The sequence below is a fragment of the Anoxynatronum buryatiense genome (genome assembly GCF_900182905.1).
GTDB lineage: Bacteria > Bacillota > Clostridia > Peptostreptococcales > Tindalliaceae > Anoxynatronum > Anoxynatronum buryatiense.
Genome location: NZ_FXUF01000010.1, coordinates 129861 through 155471 on the forward strand (window position 1 = coordinate 129861; position 25611 = coordinate 155471).

Annotated in this window: 26 protein-coding genes; 4 read left to right on the plus strand and 22 right to left on the minus strand. The window is 50.8% G+C overall.

The genetic code is table 11. The features are described 5' to 3' along the window. Nucleotides 1-30: 30 nt before the first annotated feature. From QOL74_RS12865 to epsC, 3 genes are all read right to left on the minus strand, one after another. Complete coding sequence (locus QOL74_RS12865; protein ID WP_283409896.1) at nt 31-909, minus strand: transporter substrate-binding domain-containing protein; 879 nt, start codon at nt 907-909, stop codon at nt 31-33. Nucleotides 910-1123: 214 nt separating this feature from the next. Further along, nucleotides 1124-2479 carry a lactate racemase domain-containing protein gene (locus QOL74_RS12870; protein WP_283409897.1) on the minus strand — a complete coding sequence of 452 codons (1356 nt, stop codon included), beginning with the start codon at nt 2477-2479 and terminating at the stop codon, nt 1124-1126. An 84-nt stretch (nt 2480-2563) separates the two neighbouring features. After that, nucleotides 2564-3139 carry a serine O-acetyltransferase EpsC gene (epsC, locus tag QOL74_RS12875; protein WP_283409898.1) on the minus strand — a complete coding sequence of 192 codons (576 nt, stop codon included), beginning with the start codon at nt 3137-3139 and terminating at the stop codon, nt 2564-2566. 326 nt (nt 3140-3465) lie between these two features. Between epsC and QOL74_RS12880 the strand changes: the two genes are divergently transcribed. Further along, entirely contained in the window at nt 3466-4878 is a 1413-nt protein-coding gene (locus QOL74_RS12880) for an MATE family efflux transporter (protein ID WP_283409899.1), read from the plus strand. A 175-nt stretch (nt 4879-5053) separates the two neighbouring features. After that, the gene (locus tag QOL74_RS12885) at nt 5054-5611 is read left to right on the plus strand and encodes a hypothetical protein (RefSeq protein WP_283409900.1); all 558 of its coding nucleotides are present in this window, start codon (nt 5054-5056) and stop codon (nt 5609-5611) included. 90 nt (nt 5612-5701) lie between these two features. Here QOL74_RS12885 and QOL74_RS12890 read toward each other — a convergent pair whose 3' ends face one another. The 19 genes from QOL74_RS12890 to QOL74_RS12980 form a co-directional block, all read right to left on the minus strand. Further along, nucleotides 5702-6496, minus strand: a complete 795-nt coding sequence (locus tag QOL74_RS12890) for a transglutaminase-like domain-containing protein (RefSeq protein ID WP_283409901.1) — start codon at nt 6494-6496, stop codon at nt 5702-5704. 271 nt (nt 6497-6767) lie between these two features. After that, nucleotides 6768-7826 (minus strand): type IV pilus twitching motility protein PilT, encoded by a 1059-nt coding sequence (locus tag QOL74_RS12895; RefSeq protein ID WP_430383873.1) that lies wholly within the window; start codon nt 7824-7826, stop codon nt 6768-6770. A 40-nt stretch (nt 7827-7866) separates the two neighbouring features. Further along, nucleotides 7867-8547: a hypothetical protein gene (locus tag QOL74_RS12900; RefSeq protein WP_283409902.1), complete on the minus strand. Its 681-nt coding sequence runs from the start codon at nt 8545-8547 to the stop codon at nt 7867-7869. Then, complete coding sequence (locus QOL74_RS12905) at nt 8544-9059, minus strand: type IV pilus modification PilV family protein (protein ID WP_283409903.1); 516 nt, start codon at nt 9057-9059, stop codon at nt 8544-8546. The genes QOL74_RS12900 and QOL74_RS12905 overlap by 4 nt, the downstream gene beginning before the upstream one ends. Nucleotides 9060-9142: 83 nt before the next feature. Beyond that, entirely contained in the window at nt 9143-9670 is a 528-nt protein-coding gene (locus QOL74_RS12910; RefSeq protein WP_283409904.1) for a DUF4860 domain-containing protein, read from the minus strand. A 63-nt stretch (nt 9671-9733) separates the two neighbouring features. Further along, a complete protein-coding gene (locus QOL74_RS12915) occupies nt 9734-10039 on the minus strand; it encodes a hypothetical protein (RefSeq protein WP_283409905.1) in 306 nt (101 codons plus the stop codon). Nucleotides 10040-10084: 45 nt separating this feature from the next. After that, nucleotides 10085-11170 (minus strand): type II secretion system F family protein, encoded by a 1086-nt coding sequence (locus tag QOL74_RS12920; protein ID WP_283409906.1) that lies wholly within the window; start codon nt 11168-11170, stop codon nt 10085-10087. 67 nt (nt 11171-11237) lie between these two features. Further along, nucleotides 11238-12530: a GTPase HflX gene (gene hflX / locus QOL74_RS12925; RefSeq protein WP_283409907.1), complete on the minus strand. Its 1293-nt coding sequence runs from the start codon at nt 12528-12530 to the stop codon at nt 11238-11240. Between the two features lie 54 nt (nt 12531-12584). After that, a complete protein-coding gene (locus QOL74_RS12930; RefSeq protein WP_283409908.1) occupies nt 12585-14690 on the minus strand; it encodes a putative bifunctional diguanylate cyclase/phosphodiesterase in 2106 nt (701 codons plus the stop codon). Between the two features lie 193 nt (nt 14691-14883). Beyond that, a complete protein-coding gene (locus tag QOL74_RS12935; RefSeq protein ID WP_283409909.1) occupies nt 14884-15414 on the minus strand; it encodes a ferredoxin domain-containing protein in 531 nt (176 codons plus the stop codon). A 174-nt stretch (nt 15415-15588) separates the two neighbouring features. Next, nucleotides 15589-16584 carry a lysylphosphatidylglycerol synthase transmembrane domain-containing protein gene (locus QOL74_RS12940; protein WP_283409910.1) on the minus strand — a complete coding sequence of 332 codons (996 nt, stop codon included), beginning with the start codon at nt 16582-16584 and terminating at the stop codon, nt 15589-15591. Next, nucleotides 16517-17149 carry a hypothetical protein gene (locus QOL74_RS12945; protein WP_283409911.1) on the minus strand — a complete coding sequence of 211 codons (633 nt, stop codon included), beginning with the start codon at nt 17147-17149 and terminating at the stop codon, nt 16517-16519. Before QOL74_RS12945 ends, QOL74_RS12940 begins: the two co-directional genes overlap by 68 nt. 183 nt (nt 17150-17332) lie before the next feature. After that, complete coding sequence (locus tag QOL74_RS12950; protein WP_283409912.1) at nt 17333-19165, minus strand: ferrous iron transporter B; 1833 nt, start codon at nt 19163-19165, stop codon at nt 17333-17335. Then, nucleotides 19166-19381 carry a FeoA family protein gene (locus QOL74_RS12955; RefSeq protein WP_283409913.1) on the minus strand — a complete coding sequence of 72 codons (216 nt, stop codon included), beginning with the start codon at nt 19379-19381 and terminating at the stop codon, nt 19166-19168. 31 nt (nt 19382-19412) lie between these two features. Beyond that, entirely contained in the window at nt 19413-19565 is a 153-nt protein-coding gene (locus tag QOL74_RS12960; protein ID WP_283409914.1) for a hypothetical protein, read from the minus strand. Nucleotides 19566-19610: 45 nt separating this feature from the next. After that, on the minus strand, nt 19611-19916 hold the full coding sequence (locus tag QOL74_RS12965) for a DUF2325 domain-containing protein (RefSeq protein WP_283409915.1): 306 nt from the start codon (nt 19914-19916) through the stop codon (nt 19611-19613). A 204-nt stretch (nt 19917-20120) separates the two neighbouring features. Further along, nucleotides 20121-20918 (minus strand): metal ABC transporter permease, encoded by a 798-nt coding sequence (locus QOL74_RS12970; RefSeq protein WP_283409916.1) that lies wholly within the window; start codon nt 20916-20918, stop codon nt 20121-20123. A gap of 76 nt (nt 20919-20994) precedes the next feature. Beyond that, nucleotides 20995-21732 carry a metal ABC transporter ATP-binding protein gene (locus QOL74_RS12975; protein ID WP_283409923.1) on the minus strand — a complete coding sequence of 246 codons (738 nt, stop codon included), beginning with the start codon at nt 21730-21732 and terminating at the stop codon, nt 20995-20997. 8 nt (nt 21733-21740) lie between these two features. Beyond that, nucleotides 21741-22832 (minus strand): metal ABC transporter substrate-binding protein, encoded by a 1092-nt coding sequence (locus QOL74_RS12980; protein ID WP_283409917.1) that lies wholly within the window; start codon nt 22830-22832, stop codon nt 21741-21743. 182 nt (nt 22833-23014) lie between these two features. Between QOL74_RS12980 and QOL74_RS12985 the strand changes: the two genes are divergently transcribed. Together QOL74_RS12985 and hcp are read left to right on the plus strand one after the other, a co-directional pair. Beyond that, nucleotides 23015-23452 (plus strand): RrF2 family transcriptional regulator, encoded by a 438-nt coding sequence (locus QOL74_RS12985; protein ID WP_283409918.1) that lies wholly within the window; start codon nt 23015-23017, stop codon nt 23450-23452. 235 nt (nt 23453-23687) lie between these two features. After that, the gene (hcp, locus tag QOL74_RS12990; RefSeq protein ID WP_283409919.1) at nt 23688-25334 is read left to right on the plus strand and encodes a hydroxylamine reductase; all 1647 of its coding nucleotides are present in this window, start codon (nt 23688-23690) and stop codon (nt 25332-25334) included. Nucleotides 25335-25611: the final 277 nt, after the last annotated feature.

Consider the following 25611-nt stretch of genomic DNA (forward strand, 5'->3'; position numbering starts at 1 on the left):
CCGTCTTTTAGCATACCAGATGTTGCCGGTTTATTCCACCTGCTGTTCGTCTGCCAGGGCGGTGGCTTCTGCAATAAACTGGGTAATCAGATCATCTGCCATAAGCCGTTCCAGTGTGGTGTTGATGGCCTCAGTCAGGTCATCGTTGCCTTTGGCAATGGCGATGGCAACACCATCTTCCTGCCCGAAGCTGATATCTGAAACTGCCAGCTGGGCGTCGGCTTTGGCATAAGATGCGGCCACCGGGCCTACCAGCACAAGGCCGTCAATGCGGTCACTTTTCAAGTCCATCACCAGATCGTTGATCCGGCTGAGAAAACGCAGCTCGCCGGCATCGGGAATCTGCTCTGTGGCGATGGTTTCCTGTACTGTTGAAATCTGGGCTCCGATGCGTTTTCCTGCCAGTGCTTCAACGGTGGAAAGTTCAGCAGCATCTGCTGCCCGCACCAAAAATCGCTGTTCTGCCCGGTAGTAGGGAACAGAGAAGTCAACACTCTCTTTCCGCACTTCGGTGGGCACCATGCCGGCAACGATGAAATCGATGTTTCCGGCCACCAGGGCTGCCAGCAGTCCATCAAAGTCCATGTCGCGAATTTCCAGTTCCACTCCCAGGTCATTGGCGATTTCCCGGGCAATTTCAATGTCAAAACCTACCACTTCCAGATTACCATCCACCTCAACAATGAACTCATAGGGGGGGTAATCTGCTGATGTTCCCAGCACAATCTTTCCAGCCGCCTGAATATCAGCAATTTTGCCGTCCACCGCGTCTTCCGCCGCTTCAGCGGGAGCATCACCAGCTTCTGCCGGTGCGGGGGCCGGAGCCGGGGCTGGCTGGCTGCAGGCTGTCAATAACATCAGCATGGCCACGAGCACGGCCAGCATCATTTTTCCTTTTCCTTTTAACATGTCATCATACCTCCTCATCAGGGTGAACATCAGTGATACCAACAGGCGTTTTTCCCTGCGAACAAGGGCCGCGCCATCACCGAAATATCCGGTTTCCGGAAACAGTGTCTCACGGTTTCCGGATTGTATTATTATACATACTCAGCTCGAAACATGCAATCTTTTTTTCCAGAAATGCTGCATCATCTGATCCACTCATTCCACTGATTCAAATCTAATCAAGTATTCGAACTGACTGGGGAGGCGAGGGTGTCACCAAGCCAGGCAGCACATTGGAAGCAGATGGAATCACGTAGGTTTCAAGACCTGTGCCATGCCGGGCATTGATGGCCTCCAGCGCATCGGAAGCCTGACGGTAAACCTGAAAACCAATGCCGGTTAGAACTGCAGGGTCTAAATCGGTGACACAATACACCTCATAATCTTCTGCTGTTTGAGACGCCAGGAAACCGGCAAATTTGGAAACGGTAAAGGCCCGGCGCATTTCCATTTCACGGGCGGCATGGGAATCAAACTCAGTGAGGAGTTTGCTCACCTCCGGATGCCCAACCCCGTCTTCGCACTGGCACAGAAGCAATATCACCCCGCCCTTTTCAACAGCTTCTTTGGCACTGCTGAGGGCTTTGGTGGACTGATAAAAATTGATGTCTTTGGGAAATCCGCCCACCGATGCCACCGCCAGACGCCCCAGGCGTTCAATGGGCACCCTGTCAGAGAGATCAAGAATTCGCTTCCCTTCTTCAAAGGCTTCCAGATAGTGGCCGGCCACGGCTGCTCCAATGGTTCCCTGGTCATTCACAATGACGTTTAATATAAAGGAAGGATCCACCATGACGGCGGCTTCCTGCATATCCGCATTCAACCGGTTGCCTTCAATACTGCCGCAACGAACACATTGGTGTATGCCACTGCCGGGAGTATCACCCAAAGAGAGGGCATGGTTGGCCATGATGGTATCATAAGCAGCAATGCCTGGCACGATGGATTTCTTGCCACCCCCCCAACCTGCAAGATCATGGAACACGATGCCTCCGGTGAGAATCAGGTGATCTGCCTCCACGGCCATGCGGTTCAGGCGTACCTCGGTGCCATAGCTGGTGGTACCGACGGTGGTGAGCTGGCTTTCATCATGGCAGTCGTGACTGGTCACCGAAAAACGCCGGCTCAGTTCCGGCCCCAGTAATGTATGGCTTTCCTCTTCAGTGATGAGGCGATGAGAACCGGTGGCGCAGAGAAAACAAATTCGGCTGTCGGGCACGCCAGCTGTATTGATACGTTCCACCAGCAACGGCAGGAAGACATGCATCCGCTGCCAGGCTCGGGTGATGTCTGAAATCACGATGCACACCGTATCTTTGGCCCTCAGCATCAGGTCCAGTGGCAGCCGCCCAATGGGGTGGTCAAGGGCGTGTTGTATGATGGCACTTTCTGCCACGATTCCCTCGGAAGTACTGCCACCTGCCTGCAGCACTCCCAGTACATGATGCTGGCTTAAATCAAGGGTTTGTGTCTCCCTGCCGTAGGGGAGGGTAATGGTGCCCGTGCCGGCACCTTGACTGGTCTGATCCATCTTTATTTCGCTCCTCACATGAACTGCCTGCCATTAATAACTGCCTGCGATCAATGAAGAACGCAGGCAGGCTGTTTTGTATCATTATACCACGTTTCGAATTTTTTGAATAGGCTTTGGTTCCTGTATTGGAGTTTCGTTGTTCCCCGGCTTTTCCTCCGGCGGGGGAATGATTTTTGCGGGAATTCCCACCGCACTGCAGTGGTCAGGCACATCTTTCAGCACCACCGCATTGGCTCCCACTTTGGCATATGCCCCAATGGTGATGGGTCCCAGCACCTTGGCTCCCGTTCCAATGATGGCGTTGTCGCTGACAGTGGGGTGCCGTTTTCCCTGATCTTTGCCGGTGCCTCCAAGGGTGACACCGTGGAACAGGGTCACATTGTCACCAACCTCGGCAGTTTCGCCAATGACGATCCCCATGCCGTGGTCAATGAAAAACCCTTTACCTATGGTGGCTCCCGGATGAATTTCAATGCCGGTCATAAACCGACTGAAGTTGGAAATAAGACGGGCGATGAGGAACCAGCGATGCCGGTGGAAAAAATGGGCCACGCGGTGAAAGAAAAGGGCATGAAGCCCTGGGTAGCACAACAGAATTTCAAGGTTACTGCGAGCAGCAGGGTCTCGCTCACGCACCACATCAAAATATTTAAACAAGGGAAATCCCTCCTTATTGGTTGTTTGGCTGTTTCAGCATCTATCAGATATCAAATATCAGATCAGCATGTATTAACAACAACAACAGCAACAACCACAACAGCGAACTGCTGCCGGCAAATGGATGGTGGATGTGAACTTCACTGTGTTTTTCATGAGAACGCCTCCTTTAATTCATACCCAACTATTTCAGTCGGAATAGTTGCTATTATTCTAATGCTTTAGTGCGCTGGTGTCAAGGGAAAAATACCAGGAAACCCTCTCAGGGCTTTCTTTTTACTCCGTCAATCTCTATAATGGAATTATGACTATAGGAGGCGAACTTCATGAAACCAGCATCTCACCATCAACGCCTGGGCAGTGAACCAATTTTGCCGCTGCTGTTCAAGCTGTCTGTTCCAGGAATGATCTCCATGACCATTCAGGCACTTTATAATGTGGTGGACAGCTTTTTCGTCGCCCGCATCAGCGAAAGCGCTCTCACAGCTCTTTCCATCGCTTTTCCCGTTCATATCTTTCTCATTGCCATTGCCACGGGTACAGGTGTGGGAACCAGCTCTCTCATTTCCCGATTACTGGGGCAGCAGAAAAATGAGGATGCCATTCTGGTAGCCCAGCATGTATTGGGGGCTTCGCTGGTGTACGGTGTTTTGTCAGCCATTGCCGGCCTGATGCTTGCCGGTCCGCTGGTGCGCGCTTTCAGCAATGATCCGGAGGTTATTCGGTATGGCATTCAGTACACCCGCATCATCATGCTGGGTGGTGTCTTTCTGTTCACATCCATCGTTGCCAATGATATCCTGCGGGGGCAGGGAAACACCTTTCTGCCCATGCTTTCGATGATGCTGGGAGCCATCACCAACATCATCCTTGACCCACTGATGATCTTCGGCATAGGTTTTTTTCCGCGGATGGAGGTGACGGGAGCGGCGGTGGCCACGGTGATTTCCAAAGCCGTCAGCTGCTTTTTCATTCTGTTGCTTCTTTACCGGGGACAGCATCAGGTGAAACCCAAAGTGGGTACCTTTCCCTTGAATGTTTCCATCCTCAAGAGCGTCTATCAGGTGGGACTGCCCAGTATGTTCATGCAGTTTCTCACTTCTTTCATGATTGGGGGACTAAACATGGTGGTGGGCACTTATACCGAAACGGCCATGGCCGTTACAGGGGTCTACTTTCGACTTCAGTCTTTCGTCCTGATGCCTGTTTTCGGACTCACCCAGGGATATATTCCCATTATCGGTTATAACTATGGCTCAGGCAACGCTCCGCGCATGAAGCAGGCACTTCGTTATGGTCTTCTGACTGCTTTTGTCATCACCAGTATTGGTGCCTTTCTCTTCCGCTTTTTCCCCCAACAACTGATCGGTCTCTTCCAGCCCGGCCCTGAGATGCTGGCCATCGGCAGCGAAGCCCTGACCACCATTTCTCTTGGACTATTCATCGTGGGCCCCGCCATTATCGGTGCCACCACTTTTCAGGCCATCGGTCTTGGCCTGCCAAGCCTGGCTCTTTCCTTTCTGCGGCAGATGGTTCTGCTGCTGCCTTTCGCCTGGATACTGGGGCGCTTATGGGGGCTTTCGGCAGTATGGTATGCTTTTCCTTTGTCAGAGTTCATTGCCTTGGTTATTATGGTTTTCTGGCTGGGCAGGCGGTTACAGAAGGTTTTCGCATCACTGGACAATGCGGCAAACCAGCTGCCGGTCACTGACCCCGAAACAGGAAATCCCGAAGCATAGCGCCCGTCACCTCACTGATCACCGACTTGACTGTCATCCTTCACTGATGTTGATAACGGCACCCGTTTCATGCCGTTGACGTTTTTGCCTGATCACAGTCTTCATCCCGGTGTTGGCAGAAGAGCACATTTAGTGTAAAATAAAAACGATCCCATCATCGGACAGGAGGAAATTTATGGATTCCAACAAAGTGGTGTTGCGGGCATCTCTGCAGGGCATGCTTAGCAAACTTCTCAAATTAATTCTTTTTACCCTGGTGGCACTGACCTTCTGGCGGCGTATCCGCGGTTTTCAGCAACGGATTTTTGATACCTATGACGTCAGCTATCTGTCAGCGCTGACCAACGCCATGGAGACCGACATTGAAATCATGGAAATGGTGCTATTGGCAGGCTCTTACCTGGCGGCCCTGGCAGTGCTGATTCTGCTGATCTACCTGTTCGGAAAGATCTTATCCCTTTTATTCGCCTTGACGGGTGTCACCGTGATTGATTTTGATCAGCAGCGCATCACCGAAAAACGATTTGTCTTCCCCTTCCAGCGGATTGAAGATGAGAGCATGTTTCATCAAATCATTCAGGTGCGCATTGACCAGACGTTATTGGACCGACTGGCAGGCGGCGGCAACCTCTATGTGGAGTACCTGGTGCTCAGTAAGCTGGATTCTCAACTGCGCGTTCTGGATTTGCCCTTTATGAAACACCCGGAAAAGCTGAAAAAGAAGCTGATTTAAAAACGCACCGATTAACTCGCCATCAAAAAACCCTGCAGGATCGCACCGGATACGGGAGCGATACCTGCAGGGTTTTGTTGATTTTATATGTTAGTATTCGTACACTTTCGTAAACTCACTGGGATTTTTCACCATGGTGAAGTTGGTGCCGCCTTGCCGATACACGGCATCCACTGTGGAATCAATGATAACCCATTCCCCATCCAGCAACACTTCGTTCCAGGCATGGTAGCCGTCAACGTGCTTGGTGTATCCCTTAACCAGCTTGGTTGGAATTCCATCACTTCGCTTCATGGCAGCCATTAACGAAGAGTAATCATAACAGATGCCCTTTTTCTCGAAATAGGTCTGAATAATGTTGGGTTTGTAAGCCGCTGTTAAAGTGGGAATTTTATCATAGTCGTACGTGTAGTTCTGAATCATGTATTCGTAAATAGTGGTGACTTTTGGCCGGGTTTCTTCCTTGTTACCGACAAGCTCCCCGCTTTTGAGAATAGGTGGATCTTCCCGGCTCCAGTTGATTTCCTGAACGGAATTGAGAAAGACACTGTTGGGGTCTTCCAGCTTCACCTGAACTGTCTTGGAGTCAAGGAAGGTGTACCGGGTTCCGCCGGCATTCTGAAGCACATCAATTTTGTAACTGCCATCGCCCATCTGCAGGGGGAAAGACTCCACGGTGCCATCAGATTTCAGATCGTAGGTGTACCGTTCCTGCCCTTTGGTGACCATCACCTTCAGCTGACGTGGTTGCGACGCCTTATAACTGACATGAATCACGCCTCTGTCCACATCACTGGTATCAAAAGCCGCTCCTGCCGCTTCACTTTCCAGAGGAATCAGTATCAGCAGGCATACCAACACAACTGCCCATATTCCCTTTCGCATGCCTGTTGCCTCCTTTCTAACTACATCACTTCACTGATGACTGCCTTATTCAAGCAATCTACAGACAAATATCCTGCAGCCCCCTATCCAATGGCTGAGTAGTCCATGATTCATCTGATCGCTTCCCGGTCTGTATATGGTTTCATTGCAATGCCGATCTTATCCTCTTATTATCTATATCGGTAGTATTACCCCGTGGGTATAGCCCTAAACCGCCCGCGGCGATGGGAACTTCACTGCCCATGGCTGGATATCTCCCCTTGCTTTCCCTCTAAAGCAGATACCGGTTCAGCACTTCCGGATTCATACAATGGGTGAGCGCTGACTCTTTGGAAATTTTTCCGGCTTTCACCAAGTTCGCCAGACTCATGTCCATGCTGATCATCCCCTGTGCTTTGCCTGTTTGGATGGCAGCATCAATCTGAGGAATTTTGGCATCCCGAATCATATTGCGAATGGCGCCGTTCACCAGCATAATTTCAAAGGCAGCTGCCCGGCGATCGTCATCTGTGGAAATCAATTGCTGTGATACAACGGAATGCAACACCGTGGAAAGCTGAATGCGCACCTGTTGCTGCTGTTCGGCAGGGAAAACATCAATGATGCGGTCGATGGTTTTAGCCGCTCCCACAGTGTGGAGGGTGGACAGCACCAAATGACCGGTTTCAGCTGCTGTCAGCGCAATAGAGATGGTTTCGTGGTCCCGCATTTCTCCCACCAGAATCACATCGGGAGACTGACGCATGGCCGCCCGCAGGGCATGGGCATAACTGCGGGTATCCATGCCGATTTCCCGCTGATCCACCAGGCTTTTGGCATGGGTGTGCAGGTATTCGATGGGGTCTTCCAGGGTGAGTATATGGCAGGCCCTCCGCTGGTTAATGAGGTGAATAATGGCTGATAAGGTGGTGGACTTACCGCTTCCCGTTGGCCCTGTCACCAGAATCAGCCCCCGGGTCTGGCGATGAAAATCCAGTACCATATCGGGAATTCCCAGCTCCAGAGGGTCCGGCTGATCAAACCTGAGGATGCGTATGGCCGCCGCCATGGAACCCCGCTGGGTATAGGCGGCCACCCGAAAACGGCCCACTCCAAAAATAGAGACCGAAAAATCTTTTTCACCCTGGGCCATAAACTCCTGAAAATGGACTTCCTTAAAAAAGAGTTCTCGAATCAGTACTTCTGTATCAGCCGGCTTCAGGGCAACTTCTCCTGCCGGTTCCAAAATGCCGTTCACCTTCAGGGTGGGTGGTCTTCCCGCGGTAATGAACAGGTCTGAAGCCTCCCGCTCCACTGCCAGGGTGAGCAGCGCATGCACCCCTTTGCCAATATCGTTGGTAATTTCCTTAATAGTATCCTTGGTAATGGGATTAGCTGTCACCTGATGGGTTCACCTCCACATCTCTGAATTCAACACCTTCGATATATTCCACTTCTGCCGGCAGACTTTGCCAGGCAGTGATTTTCTGCACAGGTCTGGAAAATAATCCTTGTTCATCAAGGGGCGTTCCAGGCAGGGCCACCTGTATTTCAGCACGAAAGCCGCCCATACCCGGTTCTTCCGGCGGGGGAAGTGCCAACGTAATGATCATGGTGTCTTCATCCGATAGAGTTGCCTGTGCGGCGTCCATCTGCATGTCAGCCATTTCTGCCAGGCGATACGCCACCAGCCGGCGATACTGCTCCAGCAGGTTGGGCCAGTCAACGGCAGCACTCTGTGAAACCTGGCTTGGTGGTGGTGTGCCGTCGGTCCTGCTTCCAGGCTGCTCCAGTTCATTTGCCACCAGCACTTCCTCCCAGGTATCGGCCAACATGCCGCTGACCCGCCAGGTGATTGCCGCAGCTTCTCCTTCCAGGTCATAGTGGCGCTGGGTCCATGCGGCGTTTCGCCGGGCAATGGCCAGGCCCGAGTGAGCTGTCATCATGGCAAACACGCCAAAAACAATGAGGATGAGGGCCAGCATAATCACCAGCACCGAAGCACTTCCTGACTGGGCGGTGAAGAACATTTCCTTTCGTTCTTTCATTCGTTTCTTCAGCCGGCGTCTCATGGCTGCCCACCTCCTTCTCCGGGAAGAAAGCGCTGGGTTTCCAGCTGGTAGATCACAGGCATATCTTCCTTTTGCAGCAGGTAGGGTTGTTGACGGGTGACGGCCAGTGCCACTGTCATAAGCCTGCCTCCGGTATTTTCTTGTTCTGTGGCAGTTACCTGCAGCTTGTAGAATGGCTGTAAAGCTGGTTCCGAATCATGGGGAACCGGCTGCCATTTGTCATCGTAACCCATGGTCAGGCTGGTGGACTGCCCATTCTGTTCAATCTGGGCATGTTGAAAGAAGGGCTGGTTTGCCAGCCTTTCTTTTTCGAGGCCGCTGTCCAAAAGCTGTATGATGCTGTTGCCCAGTTGAACACTTTCGTCCAGATCAGCCGCCTGATGATTGAGGCGAACCGCCGTCACAAAAATCTGTAGCAGGTAAAGGCTCACCAGTGACAGTATTCCCACTGCCATGATGATCTCCAGCAAAGAAAAGCCCTGTTGCGATTTTCTTTTCCGCCTTCCGGTCATGCGCTCACTTCCTGTTCCGGACATATGGTTTCAGCCGCTGTTCCAGCGTTCCTGCATGAGTCTGGGAGAGATGATTCTCCTTTTTACTCCACACCGGCAATGCCTGCCTTTGGCCGGTAATAGCCGTTTCTGTTCAGGATTTCGTTTTCCACATTCATACTCATCTGAAAGTGAAGGGTGGTGCCTTCCTCCATCGCCACTTCAAAGGTATCCAGCAAGGCGATTTTAAAGCTGAAATCATCCCTGACGGGATCACCCGGGATGACCTGCACTTCCCGCAGGGTGCCATCCCTGTGGTAAACCCAGGTTTCCCAGAGTTCACCGTAGTACACTTCTGTAAGCACCAGAGCTGTTTGGCCAGTTTCCGGGTGGGGGCGCAGGGTGACGGCATTCTGGCTATCCTGCTGCCGAAGGCGGGTGTTCAGATAGGCAGCGGCGGTGCGCAGCTGACTCTGGGCCTGCTGTCGGTCTATGACTTGTTGAGAAGCTCTGTTGCCTGCGGCCATGAGGGTGAAGGAGGCGGTGCCAAAAAACAACAACAACGCCATCACCAGCAACAATTCGGTGAGGCTGTGACCTTGGCGGTGGTGTAAAAACTGAAAGCGCTTCATGATGGTGCCTCCTTTGATTACAGGACCGTCACGTTGCCTTGATGCCTTGATGGTGCTTTCTGGTTACTGCCAGCGATGCAGCACCCGTATTTGGGGCATGATGTTGGCTCCGATAATTTCATAATGGTAGAAATAGGCCTCCTGATTGACAATCAGGCCGTAATGGGTTTCAAGATAATCCAGATTGGGGGGATAGCTGCCTTCAAGGGCATAGCACTGGATGGCAGCCCGGCGGACGGCCTCTTCCAGAATCGCCAGGCTTTCACCGTCAGCACCGACCCAAAAATCGCCCATGCCTGCGAATACCAGCAAAACCACTGTCAACAGGATCAGCAGACTGATCCATCGGGGGTCTTTGAGGATTGTCATGAACATCACCTTTTTCATCAGTTTCTGGAGTAACGGGCGCACACCTTAACCAATGGTGGACAGAATCTGAATCAGGGGCAGCATGACGGCCATGAGAATCACGCCGATGATCAGTGATAAGACGATCACCAACGCCGGTTCCACGATGGCGGTGAGACGCTGCAGACTGCGATCAGTCTCTTGCTGGTACATGACAGCACTGCGGGCCAGAAAATCTTCCACCTGGCCTGTCTGGGCACCAATGCGCACCATGCGGATGAGTAATTCAGGCAGTATGGTCACCTGTTCAAAGGCTTCTGCCACGGGGGTACCTTCTGCAATGGCTTTTCGACAGGCCCGAAGCTGGCCGGCTGCATACTGGTTTTCCACAATGGACTCTGTCCACTGGAGAGATTCATCAAAGGCCATGCCACCGGCGGTAAGAAGACTGAGGGCATGACTGATCCGGAAGGCAATGATTTTGGAAGCAAGGGTTCTGGAGAGCGGAAAAGTCAGCTTCCACCGATCCCACCTGGCTCTGCCTGCCCCAGTTCGGGTATAAATGACCAGACCAGCAACGACCAATGCTGCCACAGCCATCATCACCACACCCCCCTGCTGCAAAGACCGGCTGACAGACACCATTACCTGAGTGCTCCCGGGAATGCTGCCCCCAATGGAAACCAGAATTTGGTGGAACATGGGAAGGATACGGAAAATCAGCAATCCCACCACCGCAGTCATCATCACCGCCAAAATCAGGGGATAGGCGACGGCGCTTTTAATTCGCTGTTCCAGCTGATCAAGGCGGTCATAGTAGTCGGACAGGCGACGGGTTTCTTCATCGAGCCGGCCAGTGCTTTCGGCAATGGCCAGCATCCCTGTGAGGTAGGGGGGAAACCCAGACTGACGAGTGATGGACTCCTGGAAGGTGCTGCCACTATGAATGTCCTGGTACAGAGCAGCAGCCGCTTTTTTCAGCCGGGGGTCGGTCATCTCCTTCTCCAGCAGGGACAGTCCTTCCAGCAGGGGAATCCCCGACCGAAACAGCACTGATAACTGATAGCAAAAAAGAGACAGGGCTGCCGGTTTCAACCGGTTGGCGGCGGTGATTTGCCGGGGTGACGATGGCCTGGTTTCAGCTGTTTCCATGAAAACACCTCTTTTCCCTTGTGATCCTTTTCCTGCATTCTTACATTTTCGCATGCTGTTTGATTGGCTACATTTCTTCTGAAGGCGCGTTGTCAGATACCTGGTATTGCCGGTATTTGTCGGCATCCCGCCTGCGACACCGCACTGTCATGCGAATGCCTTCGGCTTCATGATCGGTGGCAAGCACACCGGCGGTTTCGTTGAAATAGGTCACCAGACGTCCTTGCTGATAGGGGAAAAGGAAGGTGCAGGTAATATCATCGCCAAAGCAGTGTTCCCGGATGCTGGCCACCAGGGGCTCAATCCCTTCTCTCAATTTGGCGGAGAGGAAGATCACATCTGGTTTGTCGGCTCCGTTTCTGCCGGCTGTTTCAGTCACCTGATCCATTTTATTATAGGCGTAGATCATAGGCTGGTCGGTGACGCCGATGGCTTCCAGAGTTTCGTTGGTTACCCGGATTTGTTCCATATAGTCCTGGTTGGCATAGTCCACCACGTGAATGAGCAGATCTGCTTCCTTCACCTCTTCCAGGGTGGAGCGAAAGGCCTTCACCAGGTGGTGGGGCAGTTTGCTGACAAAGCCCACGGTGTCGGTGAGCAAAAAGGTCTGATTCTCCGGTAACCGGATTTTGCGCACCGCAGTTTCCAGTGTGGCAAAAAGCATGTCCTTTTCCAGTACCTGCTTGTCTGCAGTTTCCCCGTAAGTTTCCACCAGTGCGTTCATCAGCGTGGACTTGCCGGCGTTGGTGTATCCCACCAGGGCAACGGTGGGGATTTCGGTGCGTTGCCGCTGTTTTCGCTGGGTTTTGCGGTGCTCTGTCAGTTCTTTCAGTTCCCGGCGAAGCAGTGTAATACGTTCTTCAATGGCCCGGCGGTCCAGCTCCAGTTTTTTCTCGCCCACACCCCGGTTCTTGGTGCCCACACCGCCCACCTGCCGACCCAGCGACTGTCGCAGGCCAATGAGACGGGGCAGTGCATACTGCAAGGAGGCAATTTCCACCTGCAACTGGGCTTCCCGGGTTTTCGCCCGCTCTGAAAAAATATCCAGGATGAGCATGGTACGGTCAATGACTTTGCATTCCAGACTCTCTTCCAGATTGCGAATTTGTGACGGCGACAGTTCATCGTTGAAAATGACCACACTGGCTTCTTTTTCTGCCACCAACTGGCCCACTTCTTCGATTTTTCCCTTGCCAATGTAGTGAGTCTTATTGATCTGCTGCAGGTTTTGGGAAGCCTGACCCACCACTGTCACATCGCAGGCGGCGGCCAGATTGGCCAGCTCTTCCATGCCATATTCAAAATAGGGATGATGGTTCAGGTTGACCCCCACCAGCAGGGCACGTTGTTCTTCGTTCATGAAATCGCTCCTTCTGCGAAAAAGGGATGGGGTGATGCTGCCCATCCCTTGCGTTTAATGAATCTGTTGATGCTCAGCCTCAGATAATGGATGTACGGTTGTTTTTGCCAGTACTTCCCTCAGTTTTTCCTCTGCCATGGGCCGGTGGAAATAGTAGCCCTGAAGATGGTCACAGCCGTAGCGTTCCAGCATCTCCCACTGGGCTCTTTCTTCAACACCTTCGGCAGTGACGGTTAATTGAAGCTGGTGAGCCATGTCAATAATCTGGCGCACAATAAAGGTTTCCTTGGGATTATTTCCCATTTCCTGAATAAAGGATTTGTCAATTTTAAGGATATCCATGGGCAGCGACCGTAAGTAATTGAGAGAGGAATAGCCGGTGCCAAAGTCATCAAGCGCTACCCGAACTCCCAACGCCCGGATGCGGTTCAGCAGTTCTTTGGTGTGACTCAGATTATCCATGGCGGCTGTTTCAGTAATTTCAACTACCAGCTGGCAGGGATCAACACCATACTGATGAATCATCTGACTGATCCAGTCAGGCAGGTCTGTTCGACGAAACTGCATGGAAGACAGGTTGACGGACACAGTCAGGGGCGGTAAGCCGTCCATTTTCCACTGCCTGCAAGTTTGACAGACGCTTTCCATCACCCAGGCCCCAATGGGATGGATCAGGTCTGTTTCTTCTGCCAGTTCCATGAAAAAGAAGGGAGAGAGTAACCCCTGTTGGGGATGATTCCACCGTATAAGGGCTTCAACACCCACAATATTCCCTTTCACATCCATAATGGGTTGGTAGTGAAGCACAAACTCCCGACGTTGAATGGCATAGCGCAGGTCCTTCTCTTTTTCCATCCAGTTGGTAATTCGATCACGGATGGTCTGGTCGAAAAACCAGAATTTGTTTTTACCGGCAGTTTTAGCTTCACTGAGAGCCACGTCAGCGTGCTGCAGCAGGGTATCCCTGTCAGTACCGTGGTCAGGAAAGATGGCAATTCCGGCACTGGCGCTGATGAAGTATTCATAGCCGTCCACCCCGAAGGGCGCTTCGAAGGCTTTTAATATCCGTTCTGCCAGCCCTTTCAGATCGTCTTTTGATAGCAGCCGGGGCTTCAGCACATAAAACTCATCGCCCCCCGATCGGGCCACAAACTCGTTGTCCTGCAGCTGTTCATTGATGCGGCGGGCCACTTCCACCAGGATTTGATCTCCCACCGGATGCCCCCGGGTATCATTGATTCTGCGAAAATCGTCCAGATCCATGGTTAAAAGGCCAAACTGTTCCTGGTGCCGATGATGGGTGCCCATGATTTTTTTCAGATGATCGTAAAACAGGGTGCGGTTGGGTAATTCTGTCAGTTCATCATAATATGCCATTTGATACATTTCCCGCATCAAACGTTTCTGCTCAGTCACATCCACATGGGACCCCGCTATGCGCACAGGTTTCCCTTCTGCATCCCAGACAGCCTTTCCCCTAGATTGAATCCACCGGTATTCACCCCATTTGTTGCGCATCCGGTATTCGCTGTAAAAGTAAGGGGTTTTGCCATCCAAATGCTGTTGACTGATAAGCTCTGTGTTTTCAAGGTCTTCGGGATGAACCAGCGATGCCCAGGCGTCGTAGGTTTCCGGCAGTTCGTCTTCCTCGTAGCCCAACAACAACTTGGTGCGCGAAAAACTCAACAGTTGATTGCGCAGGTCCCAGTCCCAGATGCAGTCATTGCTGCCCTCCACCACCAGTCTGTACCGCTCCTCCGTTTCCAGCAATCGTCGCTGCTGGTCTTGAAGGGTGTTGAAGTTGTCCTGCAATTCCTGCTCCATGGCCACCAGTTCTTCATAGGCACTTTCCAGTTCTTCATAATTAGCCACCAAATCTTCCTGGTAACGGGTCAGTTCCCTCAGATTCTGACGGATCAGCTGGTACAGCAACAATCCCGTGGCACCGACATAAAACCACCCTTTGAAGGTTTGCAAGTTCACGAATTGCTCATAATTGGATACCATGGCCAATAGTAATCTGTCTGAAAAGGCAATCCACAGGGTACCGGCGACAAGATAGATCACCACGATTTTCTGTGGAATCCGGGAGGCGGGAAAGTTTTCGAGGCGAACGACTGTTTCAGCGGCCTGCTGCATGGTTTGCTGTCTATCCTTCATCTGACTACCTCCATCCCGGTGATATGCCTGCGTTGTTCCAGCTCACATTCATTGACTCCCAGTGCTGGTGATGACTGATGTTAGAAATCTGATACCCATTTAACGGAAGAATATCAACCTCCGCTGCATTTTATCCCCTGTTGACAACATTTTTTTGCTGTTTCCGCATGCTGTCTCCGGCTGGCCGGCGCGATTATCCCCGATCGAAGAAGGGGCTTTTCCCTTTGATAGCCAGGGGAATGCCGTAGGCGATGATCACATCGTCACCGAAATATCCCAGGTTTAACGCGGCTTTGCCTGCCGAAAACATGATGCGGTTATCACAGCGGTGGTCTGCTGCCACAGAAACAGCTGAACCTACGGCAATGCCCAGATCACCGGTGGCAAACGCACAGATTCCGCTATGCTGAACATTTTCTGCACAGTCCTTGAAACCACAGAATCCACAGACAGGAACTCCTGCAACCCCGTTGCGGGTGCCAATGAGAAGCACCACCTGGGAGTCATCCACGTTCCCGGCATCACGCTGGAAAAACGCGGCCCCGGAATCTTCTGCAATACGGCGCATTTCCTGCGAAAGTGCTTCTTTGTCGGTGCCGTCCAGCACCATCATTTCAAGACGATCTGATCCCTTGCCTTTGGGAGCTGTTCGGGCAGCAGCCGCCATTAGCTGTGCCACCTGCATTGCTGCCTGTTTTTCCAGCTCTTTGCTTTTATAAATCATCACATTGCCTCCTCAGTGCTTTCTTGTTGTATCATACTGAATCATATTGTGCAGTCATTTCGGGTCACTTGTCATATATTCGTCACAAGTAAAAAAACTCCTGCCCGGACAAAAAAGAAATTTGCCTGTCAGGAGTTTTTCAGTTTGTATATGATGGGTTCTACCAATGACTGTTTACCTGCCTATTCCTGTCGGATGAGTCACGGCACGGCACCTGTCTGCCAGCCAGAAAAACAGCATGGCCAGGGCGCTGACACCAAACACCAGCCAAAAGGTGAGGGTCCGCACCACCAGGGTAAGGGCCAGCGCCTGGTGCACTGCAATGCCGTAGCCTGTCAGCACCAGTATCATGGCGCCTTCAAAAGTGCCTGCTCCTCCTGGAAACAACGGAATCATCCCTGCCATATAGGCCATGTAGGTGGCTGCCGCCACTGTTAGAAAGCCGGCGGGAATTCCCAGACCTTTGGCGGCCACCCAGGCCTGCAGGGCATAGTTTCCCCAGATGATCAGGCTGAGTACCAGCTGCTGCATCCCTTTTGCCGGATGCTGGAGCAATGCGGCAGTATCACTGATGAACCGCTGCCAGGTTTGACGTACCCACTGGCCAATACCCCGGGTCGTTTTTAGTTTTGAGATCCCCCAGAACAGGAGAACCACCGTCAATAACAGCACCACCCATGGCAGTGTGGTTCCAAAATGGGCATCAATGGGAAAAAGACTGCTGATCAAACGCCCCTGAAGGGGATGCAGCATGAGGGAGATCAGAGTTACTGCACACATCGCCCCAAAAACCAGGCCGCTGATGCTTTTCTGCAGAATCAGCAGTGAAGTGGCTTCAGTACCGGACCACCCCAAGTGTTCCTTGAACCACCACACCTTTACTGCCTCACCACCGAATTTAACCGAAGGAGTGACACCTTCAAAAAAAGTACCCACCAGATTCATGCGCACCATTTGCATGAGAGTGACCCGGCGATGGTTGATACCTGCCAGATGCTGCCATTGGTATGCCACCAGCATCCGGTTTGCTGCCTGAAGGGATAAGAGCACCACCAGCGTCGTCAGCGACAGTTCTCGCAGACTTTGTCCCACCTGGTGCAAATCAGTCCGCCAGAGAAGCAACAGCAGGAGCACCAGTCCAAGAACGGATATCCAGTGATTTCGCTTCATGTGCTGTATCCTCCTTCACCAGCATACAGGTGCCGGCCATGGTACTGCCAGGCTGCAACCGTAACTGTGCCTGTTGGGCCAGACGGGCTTTGGTTTGTTGACAGGGTGCTTCATAAAAACGCTCCAGTTTACTGTGAGGCAGTCGCACCAATATGCGAGTGCCTGGCTGGGCATATTGCTGCAAATTTTCCAGAATCTGTTCTCTGCCACGCACCTGCAGCGCCAGATGAACCACATTGTAAACACTTGGATCAAATGACTGCCCGCAACCATGATGCACGAAAATTTGCCACATTCCCATTTTGCGTAGCAGGTCCCGGGCATGTTCCACGGCATCCAGATCACAGTCCAGTACATCCACCGCCGCTCCGGTGTGCCGGCAAATTTCCATGGCTGTAACAGGAAAAGCGCCACCTCCAACACAGAGCACACGATCATGACGATTAATACTACCCAATCCAATTTCCCGATTGACAATGCTGCGATAATACAGTCTCATCAAGGGATAACTGGCCGGAAAGTGAGAGAGGGATTTTTCAGTGAAGCGGGTTAAGGCAGGAATCACGGCGAACATCCTTTCTGACGTTTCTATCTTGCGTTTCATTTGATAGCCATGACGTTTTCGTGTTTCAGCGCATTGAATCATCGACACAGAAACCGAGAAAGCCCCCAAAACAGGGGCTTCGCATCATCAGCAACCATGACAGCTTTGGGCTAAGCCTGTTTGAACCAATCATCTACATAAACATTACAGCACTGTTGATACCAAAGTGGCTGCCTGATAGAACAAACCTCCCAGCACCAATGCTGCTACCGTGGTGCCCACACCAATGATCGCGCCGATTTTCACACCAAACTCTTTGATGAGAACACCCAGCACCGCCAGGCAAGGCATGTAGAAAAGTGCTACCAGGGAGCCTGTAAACATTTGAATATAATTTAAATCCATTTCCAACAGTGGAAGCACCGCCAGTTCCCGGCGAATAATCCCCAGAATCAGGCCCAGTGTAGCCTCCTTCGGCAGTCCCAGCCAGCCTTCCACCAGGGGAGAAAGGACTTCACCCACGTGAACCAGCGCACCTGTTTCTACCAATAAAGCTGCAAGACCAACCCCCATCATCATGGGCACTTCTGCTTCCATCATGAAATGCTTGGTTCTGATTTTGATTTTTTTCACCAGCGTCTGACGATCCGGCATCAGTAAATTAGGGATTTCCAGAAGCATTGGATCACTTTTCCCAGGAATCACACGGTCAAGAATCACGCCTGTTAAGAAAATGGCCGCAAATGAGATCAGATAAATACCAATCAGCATAAAGACGGAATGATCTCCCAACAGCGCAATAAAGGCACCGGTTTGAGCAGAGCAGGGCACCGCCAGTGTCACCATGGTTGCCACCATGATCCGCTCTTTTCGGCTGGTGGCCGCGCGGGTACCCAGAATGGCCGGAATGGCACAGCCATAGCCCATGATCATGGGAACAATATTGCCACCCTGAATCCCGGCTTTCCGCATCACACCATCCACCATGACGCCCAAACGGGGCAGATAGCCGCTGTCTTCCATAAATGACAGCACGATATAAAACAGAAAGACATATGGGAAAATCAGGGCAAAGGGCCACTCAATCCCTTTCACCAATATGCCGTATTCTCCCACCAGAACGTTGTAAATAACCCCTTCAGTGACAAAGATAGATACAATACGAACGAAAAACGGCACAATTACACCGTTGACAAGGGGTAGCAAAATGGCACTGCGAAGGCCTTTTCCGCCACCTACCACAATTCCCAGCGCAATCGTTAAAACCAGAAGCGCCAGCGGAATCCCCGGAAAGGGCTTCATAGACGCATCACCCAGGCGTTCCAGCCAGGTGGGGTGCCTGTGTTCCACTTGCTGCACTTCCTGAATGGTACGGCCCACCCATTGCCAACGCTCATCGTCAGTGTCAGGCCATTGATTTGCATCGCCTGTATCTGAATCAACAGCTTCAGTGTCGATTGATGTTTCCTGATTTTGAAGAAAAGTATCTGCAGCCTTGATGGCAGCTTCCATTAACTGCAGCAACCCCACATTGCGTACCGCCACCGTGGGAATGACGGGAGCATTCAGGCGTTGTGAGAGCTGGTCAACATCGATGGATATTCCCTGACGCTCTGCCACGTCTATCATATTCAGTGCATAAATCACCGGCACAACTTTATCCGGACTAACAGTACTTAAATGTTGTATTTGGAGCGCGAAAAATAAATTTCGCTCTAAATTGGTGGCATCCAGCACCACGATGATGGCGTCAACAGCTTCATTATGAACCATATCCACCGCCACCTGCTCTGCGGGTGATGTGGCCGATAATGAATAGGTTCCAGGCACATCAATAAGATCACCATTGCGTCCCCGATACTGCCATTTGCCACTTGTAAAGCTGACAGTGGTACCGCTATAATTGGCACTGTCTACCTCAACCCCTGTAAGCTTTGAGAAAACAACACTTTTGCCCACATTGGGGTTTCCCATGAGCAGGAACCGAAAATCTCCTGACTTAGGCCCTAAAAAAGCCTGTTCTTGATGGCACTCCAACTACGCCACCTCCCGCACCATGATTTGCTCAGCAAATTCACGGGCGATGGCGACACAACGGTTTCCCAGCCGGACAACCACTGGCCCACCCATGGGTTGGCGGCTCTGGATTTCCATCGGCAGTCCCATTCGAAACCCCATGGCATCCATCAGGGGAATAGAGGGAAGTGTTTCGATGATGCAACGGCCTTTAATCTTCATTTTATACAATGACATAACAACCACTCCTGACGTTAATAGTCATTAATTATTGATAGTACTTCTCATTATCACCATTAGCATACCACTCCTGCTTTCTTTTGACAAGCATTTTTAATGACCACATTTCGCAAAATAAAATACCCGCCACATCAGTGACAGGTATTCTTGAGGAAGGCTTGTGAAGCCACTCTTGTGACATGTTTCAGTTCCTGCAGATAATGGAATTCCACACATGATTGGCAAATCACTGTTTTCGTGCATTAAAAGGGCAGCTGCTACATCCTTCAAGTTTATTCACCAGATCACTGCACGCCCGGCGGGAAAAAACACAGGGGATTTTCATCTGTTTGGCCTGATCTTTCACCAGCTTCGTCATGTTGTGCTCAATGAAATCTGTGAAAACAATGATCACGTCGGTTTCTTCAGGAATTTCCATGCGGCGCATCCCTTTTTTGCGCCCGGTCCAGTGCGTGTATTCCTTAATTCCGAAGGATTCAAGCGCTTCGGGAATATTGCCCAGTCGATCAGCTCCTACTAATAAGGCTTTCATCAGTGAAGCCCCCTTTCTTTTGATAATGATTATCATTATTATAGTATGGGCGACTAGGTTTGTCAATGGTTTTTTGCTGCCTATTCGCCATTTTCTGAAAAAACCTGTGCTTCACCATTTTCATCATCAAAAAACTCTGCATCCTCAGATGCAGAGCCAGACTGCAGATAAAATATAATAAAGACACTTGCAGGCGTTATTTCATCAAATCCAGCGTTTCAACCCGCTCACTGCCATTAAAATCCCCAATGATGTCAGGACAATGGTGCCTCCCGGCGCCAAAGATGCATAGAAGGAAATGGTCAGCCCAATGACCACCGACAGCAGGCCAAAGAGCAGCGAAAAGAAAAATGTTTTGCGAAAACTTCCCCGAATCTGCAAAGCGGTGGCCACAGGCAGTACCATGAGAGATGACACCAGCAGAATTCCGACGATTCGCATGGAGAGGGAGATGGTGATGGCGACCATGATAGTGAACAGCAGGTTGATGCTTTTCACCGGAATACCTGCCAGCAGCGCCGCCGTTTCGTCAAAGGCCATGAAAAATAAACTGCGGTAAAGCATCATCACTAAAAAAAGAATGGCACCGCCCAACAGCCAGATACTCCAGACATCCTGCCGGGTCACTAATGTCACACTTCCAAAAAGATAGCTGGATACCTGCGCACCGGCTCCCCCCAGACTGATGAGCACCGTTGCCAGGCCAACACCAAATGACATCATGACTGAAAGAGAAAGTTCTGCATAATGGGCATAGGTTTTTCGGAGCTGTTCAACGGCAAGAGCTGCCAGAACTGTTGCAATAAGGGCGCTGTAAATGGGATAAATCCCCCCCAGTATTCCACCTGCCACGCCGGCCAGCGCCACATGGGACAGGGTGTCACCGATGAGTGATAAGCGGCGAAGGGTGAGAAAAATACCAATGGCCGGACAAAGCACCGCTACGACGATTCCCGCCAGGAATGCCCGCTGCATAAATCCATAGGTTAGTATTTCCGGCATGGCTGAACCTCCCTGTTTATTTCCATCATCGTCTTTTGATAGACTGATTGTTCATATTGTCGTGTTTCTGCTCAAATCAGTGATGATGGTGCATCAACCTGGTTTTTTCACCATACATATCTTCCAGATACTGTTCCGGCTTAAAGGTAGCTGTGTCATGGACAAAAATCTGATTCCTCCCCATACAGGCGATACGACTGGTTCGTTCGCTGACCACACCAATATCATGAGAGACCATAATAAGGGTAATGCCCATATCCCGGTTCAGGGTTTCCATCAGCTCATAAAACCGCTCCTGGGAATCCACATCCACTCCCACCAGTGGTTCATCCATAAAAATAATGCAGGGTGAACTCACCAGTGTTCGGGCAATAAACACCCGCTGCTGCTGCCCGCCGGAAAGCTGCCCGATCCGTCGGTCTGCATAACCTGACAGTCCCACAATTTCCAGTGCTTCCCGCACCTTTTTATCCAGTTTGGGCGTCATACGCTTGAATAGTCCCATCTGACTGATCAGATTGGCGCTGATCATTTCATAGACCGTTGCGGGAAATCCCATATTAAACTCCCTCACATTTTGAGGAATGTAGCCAATGCGCCGCCACTCACGAAACTGATGCACCGGTTTCCCCAGCAGCAGCACCTGCCCCTGCTCCGGCTTCAAAAGCCCCAGCATCAGCTTTAGCAACGTGCTTTTTGCAGAGCCGTTTGGTCCCACAATACCCATGAAATCCCCTTCTTGAATGGACAAACTGACATCCCGCAGCAGCGGGATGTCATCATACTGAAAGCTAATATTTTCAAGGCGCACCATTTCCACGGCTATTTCACCAGCGCTTTCTCCAATGTTTTCAAGTTTTCCTGCATAAGGGATAGATAGGTGGCCCCTGCTTCCCGCTGTTCCTGATTAAGCCCTTCCAGGTTATGCAGCATGAGGGGTTTCAACCCGGCTTCAGCCGCCAGAACTTCAGCAGTGCGGGGGTTTGCAAGTGTTTCAAAGAAGATATATTCCAGTTTATATTCCCGGGCAAGATTTGTCAATTCTGCCAGACGACCGGGGTTGGGCTCGGCATGAGGAGTGATTCCCGTCACGGCAATTTCCTGAAACCCGTAACGGTGGGCAAAATATCCAAAAGCAGAATGGGAGACCAGCAGTACCTGTTGATCTGCCGTTTGAGCCATCTGCCGGAATGCCTCATCCAGCTCCTCGATGGCAGCTGCAAAGAGATGATAGTTCTCCTCATAAATGTCACTGTTTGCAGGGTCAAGTTCCTGGAAAACAGTCAGTAGTTCCGAACCAATCGTCACCATATTAAGGGGATCTGTCCAAATATGGGGGTCCCATTCACCGTGATCATGATCGTGATCATCATCATGGTCGTGATCGTGGTCGTGCTCGTGATCATGCTTGTCATCGTGGTCATGATCCTTCTCCCCGTAAGACAGCAATGAAACCATATCGGCTGCCTGTAAGAGACGCGCTTCCTGATTCTCAAGTAATGCCAGTGCTCCTTCCAGCCAAGGTTCCATATCCAGCCCGTTGTATATGAAAATCTGGGACGATTCCAGCTTAATTAAGTCCCGGGGACTGGGTTCAAAACTGTGGGGGTCGGCTCCATCCGGCACCAGTTGATGGATCTCAACCAGTGATCCGCCAATTTGCCGGGCCAGATCTGCGTAAGGAAAAAAGCTGGCGGTAACGAATATGGCGGGTTCTGCAAGCTCTTCCTCAGTCACTTCATCAGTCACTGGTGTGTCACTTCCATTTTCCGGCTCAGCCGGCGAAACTTCGGTGGGTCCCAGTTCCTGTGAAGAACACCCAGCTGCAGCCGTTAACATCACTACCACCAGTAACAGTGCCAACCCATGTCTGATACAGGTAGACACTGGCCTTTTTTGCTTTTCAAACTTCATATCAAAGACCTCCTTTAGTTGCAATCGATTTGCATTTAATCTATATTTTCCCTTTTCTCTCGCTTTCAAACAATGTATGTTAAAATTCTGGATGTATTTTTAAAAACCCATAAAAAAATTACCAATATTATTGACATTTAAATATTTTAATACTAAAATAGAATCAATCAGGAGGGATCATGATGGCCGGAACTTTTCATTTGTCGGAGATGTTGTCATTGGCATTGCACAGCATGGTGTATATTGCCACTTCAGAAAGCGAGTATGTAAATGTCAAGCAAATTGCTCAGGCAACCGGTGCTTCAGAGGCACATTTATCAAAAGTGCTGCAACGATTGGCCAAAGGGCGCATTCTCCGCTCTGTTCGCGGACCTAAAGGTGGTTTTTCACTGGACCGAAGCCCTGACAACATCAGTTTTCTGGAAATTTACGAAATGATTGAGGGGCCTGTTTCTCTGGAAGGATGTCCCAGCCATCGCCGGGAATGTCCCTTTGCCTACTGCATTTTCAGAGGAATGCCGGAAAAACTAAACAGTCAGTTCATTGACTATCTGACCAATACCCACCTCAGTGAGTTCATTGGCAATCGAAAACCGGGCAAAGACAGTGCAGCTCACTAAATTTCCGGTTTTTTAATCAGAATCCTTGTATTTCCAGCGTCACTCGCGCTGTTTCACAGGCATTGACAGCCTGACTCGACTCAGCGTTTTCATTTGCTTTTATTTAAGTATTGTGGTACCATAATATTGTTTGAAGCGAGCAGGCATGACATTGCTCTTTCAATAGCTGAACACCACGTATTGATTCACCATTTAACAAGTATTGATTCACTATTTAAAAGGAGGCGTATCAAAAATGAGTATGTTTTGCTATCAGTGTCAGGAAGCGGCCCGCAACACCGGTTGCACCAAAGTGGGGGTCTGTGGAAAACCCGCCGATGTGGCAAATCTCCAGGATCTGCTGATCTTTGTTACCAAAGGGGTTGCACTTTATCAGCATGAACTGAATCAGCTGGGACAAGGTGTTCCGGAGGCTGACCATTTTATGGTGGGCAGCTTGTTTGCCACCATCACCAATGCAAATTTTGACAAGCAGGTTTTCGTCAATCGCATTCAGGACGGTCTGACTTTGCGGAAAACCCTTAGCAATAAGCTGACTGCTGTCAGCCCTGCCACCTCTGTTCCAAATCGTGATGCAGCTGTCTGGACCGCTCATACACTTGACGCTTTTGAAGCCAAAGCATCCACTGTCGGCGTGCTGGCAACTGAAAACGAAGACGTTCGTTCTCTTCGGGAACTGATCACTTATGGCTTAAAGGGGTTGGCTGCTTATGTGCATCATGCCCAAAACCTGTCCCAGGAAAACCAGGAAATCACTGCTTTTATGCATCGTGCATTGGCGCAGTTGACCAATGACAGTCTGACGGCCGATGACCTGGTGGCCCTGACACTGGAAACCGGCAAATTCGGTGTTGATGGTATGTCTCTGCTGGATCAGGCAAATACCAGTGCTTATGGTCATCCGGAAATCACCAGTGTCAATATAGGCGTAGGCACCCGGCCAGGCATTCTCATCAGTGGTCATGACCTGAAAGATATGGAAGAGTTGCTGGAACAAACCGCCGGCACCGGTGTTGATGTATACACCCACAGCGAAATGCTTCCCGCCAACTACTACCCTGCCTTTAAAAAGTATGATCACTTCATTGGAAACTACGGCGGCTCCTGGTGGCATCAGGATAAGGAATTTGCCGCTTTTAACGGACCTGTACTGCTAACTTCCAACTGCCTGGTTCCGCCAAAAGACAGCTATAAAGACCGGGTATACACCACCAACACTGCCGGATTTGAAGGTGTTGTTCATATTGCCGATCGCCCCGAAGGCAGTCAAAAAGATTTCACAGCTCTGATTGAGCATGCAAGAAAATGTCAGCCCCCCACAGAGCTGGAAACCGGCACCATTGTGGGCGGCTTTGCCCACCAGCAGGTGCTGGCACTGGCAGACAAAGTGGTGGATGCCGTTAAAACAGGAGCCATCAAACAATTCTTTGTCATGGCTGGCTGCGATGCCCGCATGAAGTCCCGTTCATACTACACCGAATTTGCAGAAGCCCTTCCCCAGGATACCGTCATTCTCACTGCCGGATGCGCCAAGTACCGTTACAACAAGCTGCCCCTGGGAGACATCGGCGGCATTCCCCGGGTACTGGATGCCGGCCAGTGCAACGATTCCTACTCGCTGGCAGTGATTGCCCTCAAGTTAAAAGAGGTGTTTGGCCTGGAAGATATCAATGACCTTCCCATCTCTTACAACATTGCCTGGTATGAACAGAAAGCAGTTATTGTCCTGCTGGCGCTTTTGTATCTGGGCGTGAAAAACATACACCTGGGCCCCACACTGCCTGCGTTCCTGTCACCCAACGTGGCCAAAGTACTGGTGGACAACTTCGGCATTGCAGGAATCCAGTCTGTTGAAGACGACATTCAGCTGTTTCTCTCCTAATCTCTCTGCACCCGAAAAAGATTCTCAAAAAGCTGCACGCGACTCAGTGTGCAGCTTTTTCATTTATAAGAGGCCGGCAGCTGGGCTGAAAAGGGCACTCAGCTCTCAACAATCTGCATTTCGGAAAATCAGGGAGATATTCTTGTCTGTTCTATATGCAAACGGATTGCATATGTAGTATAATCTTGAGTTTGACAGAAAAATGCATAAAAAAAGCCCTGAAACCCTTCAATAACAAAGGATTTGGGGCTTTTCTTTTTTTCGGCCGGATGTACGA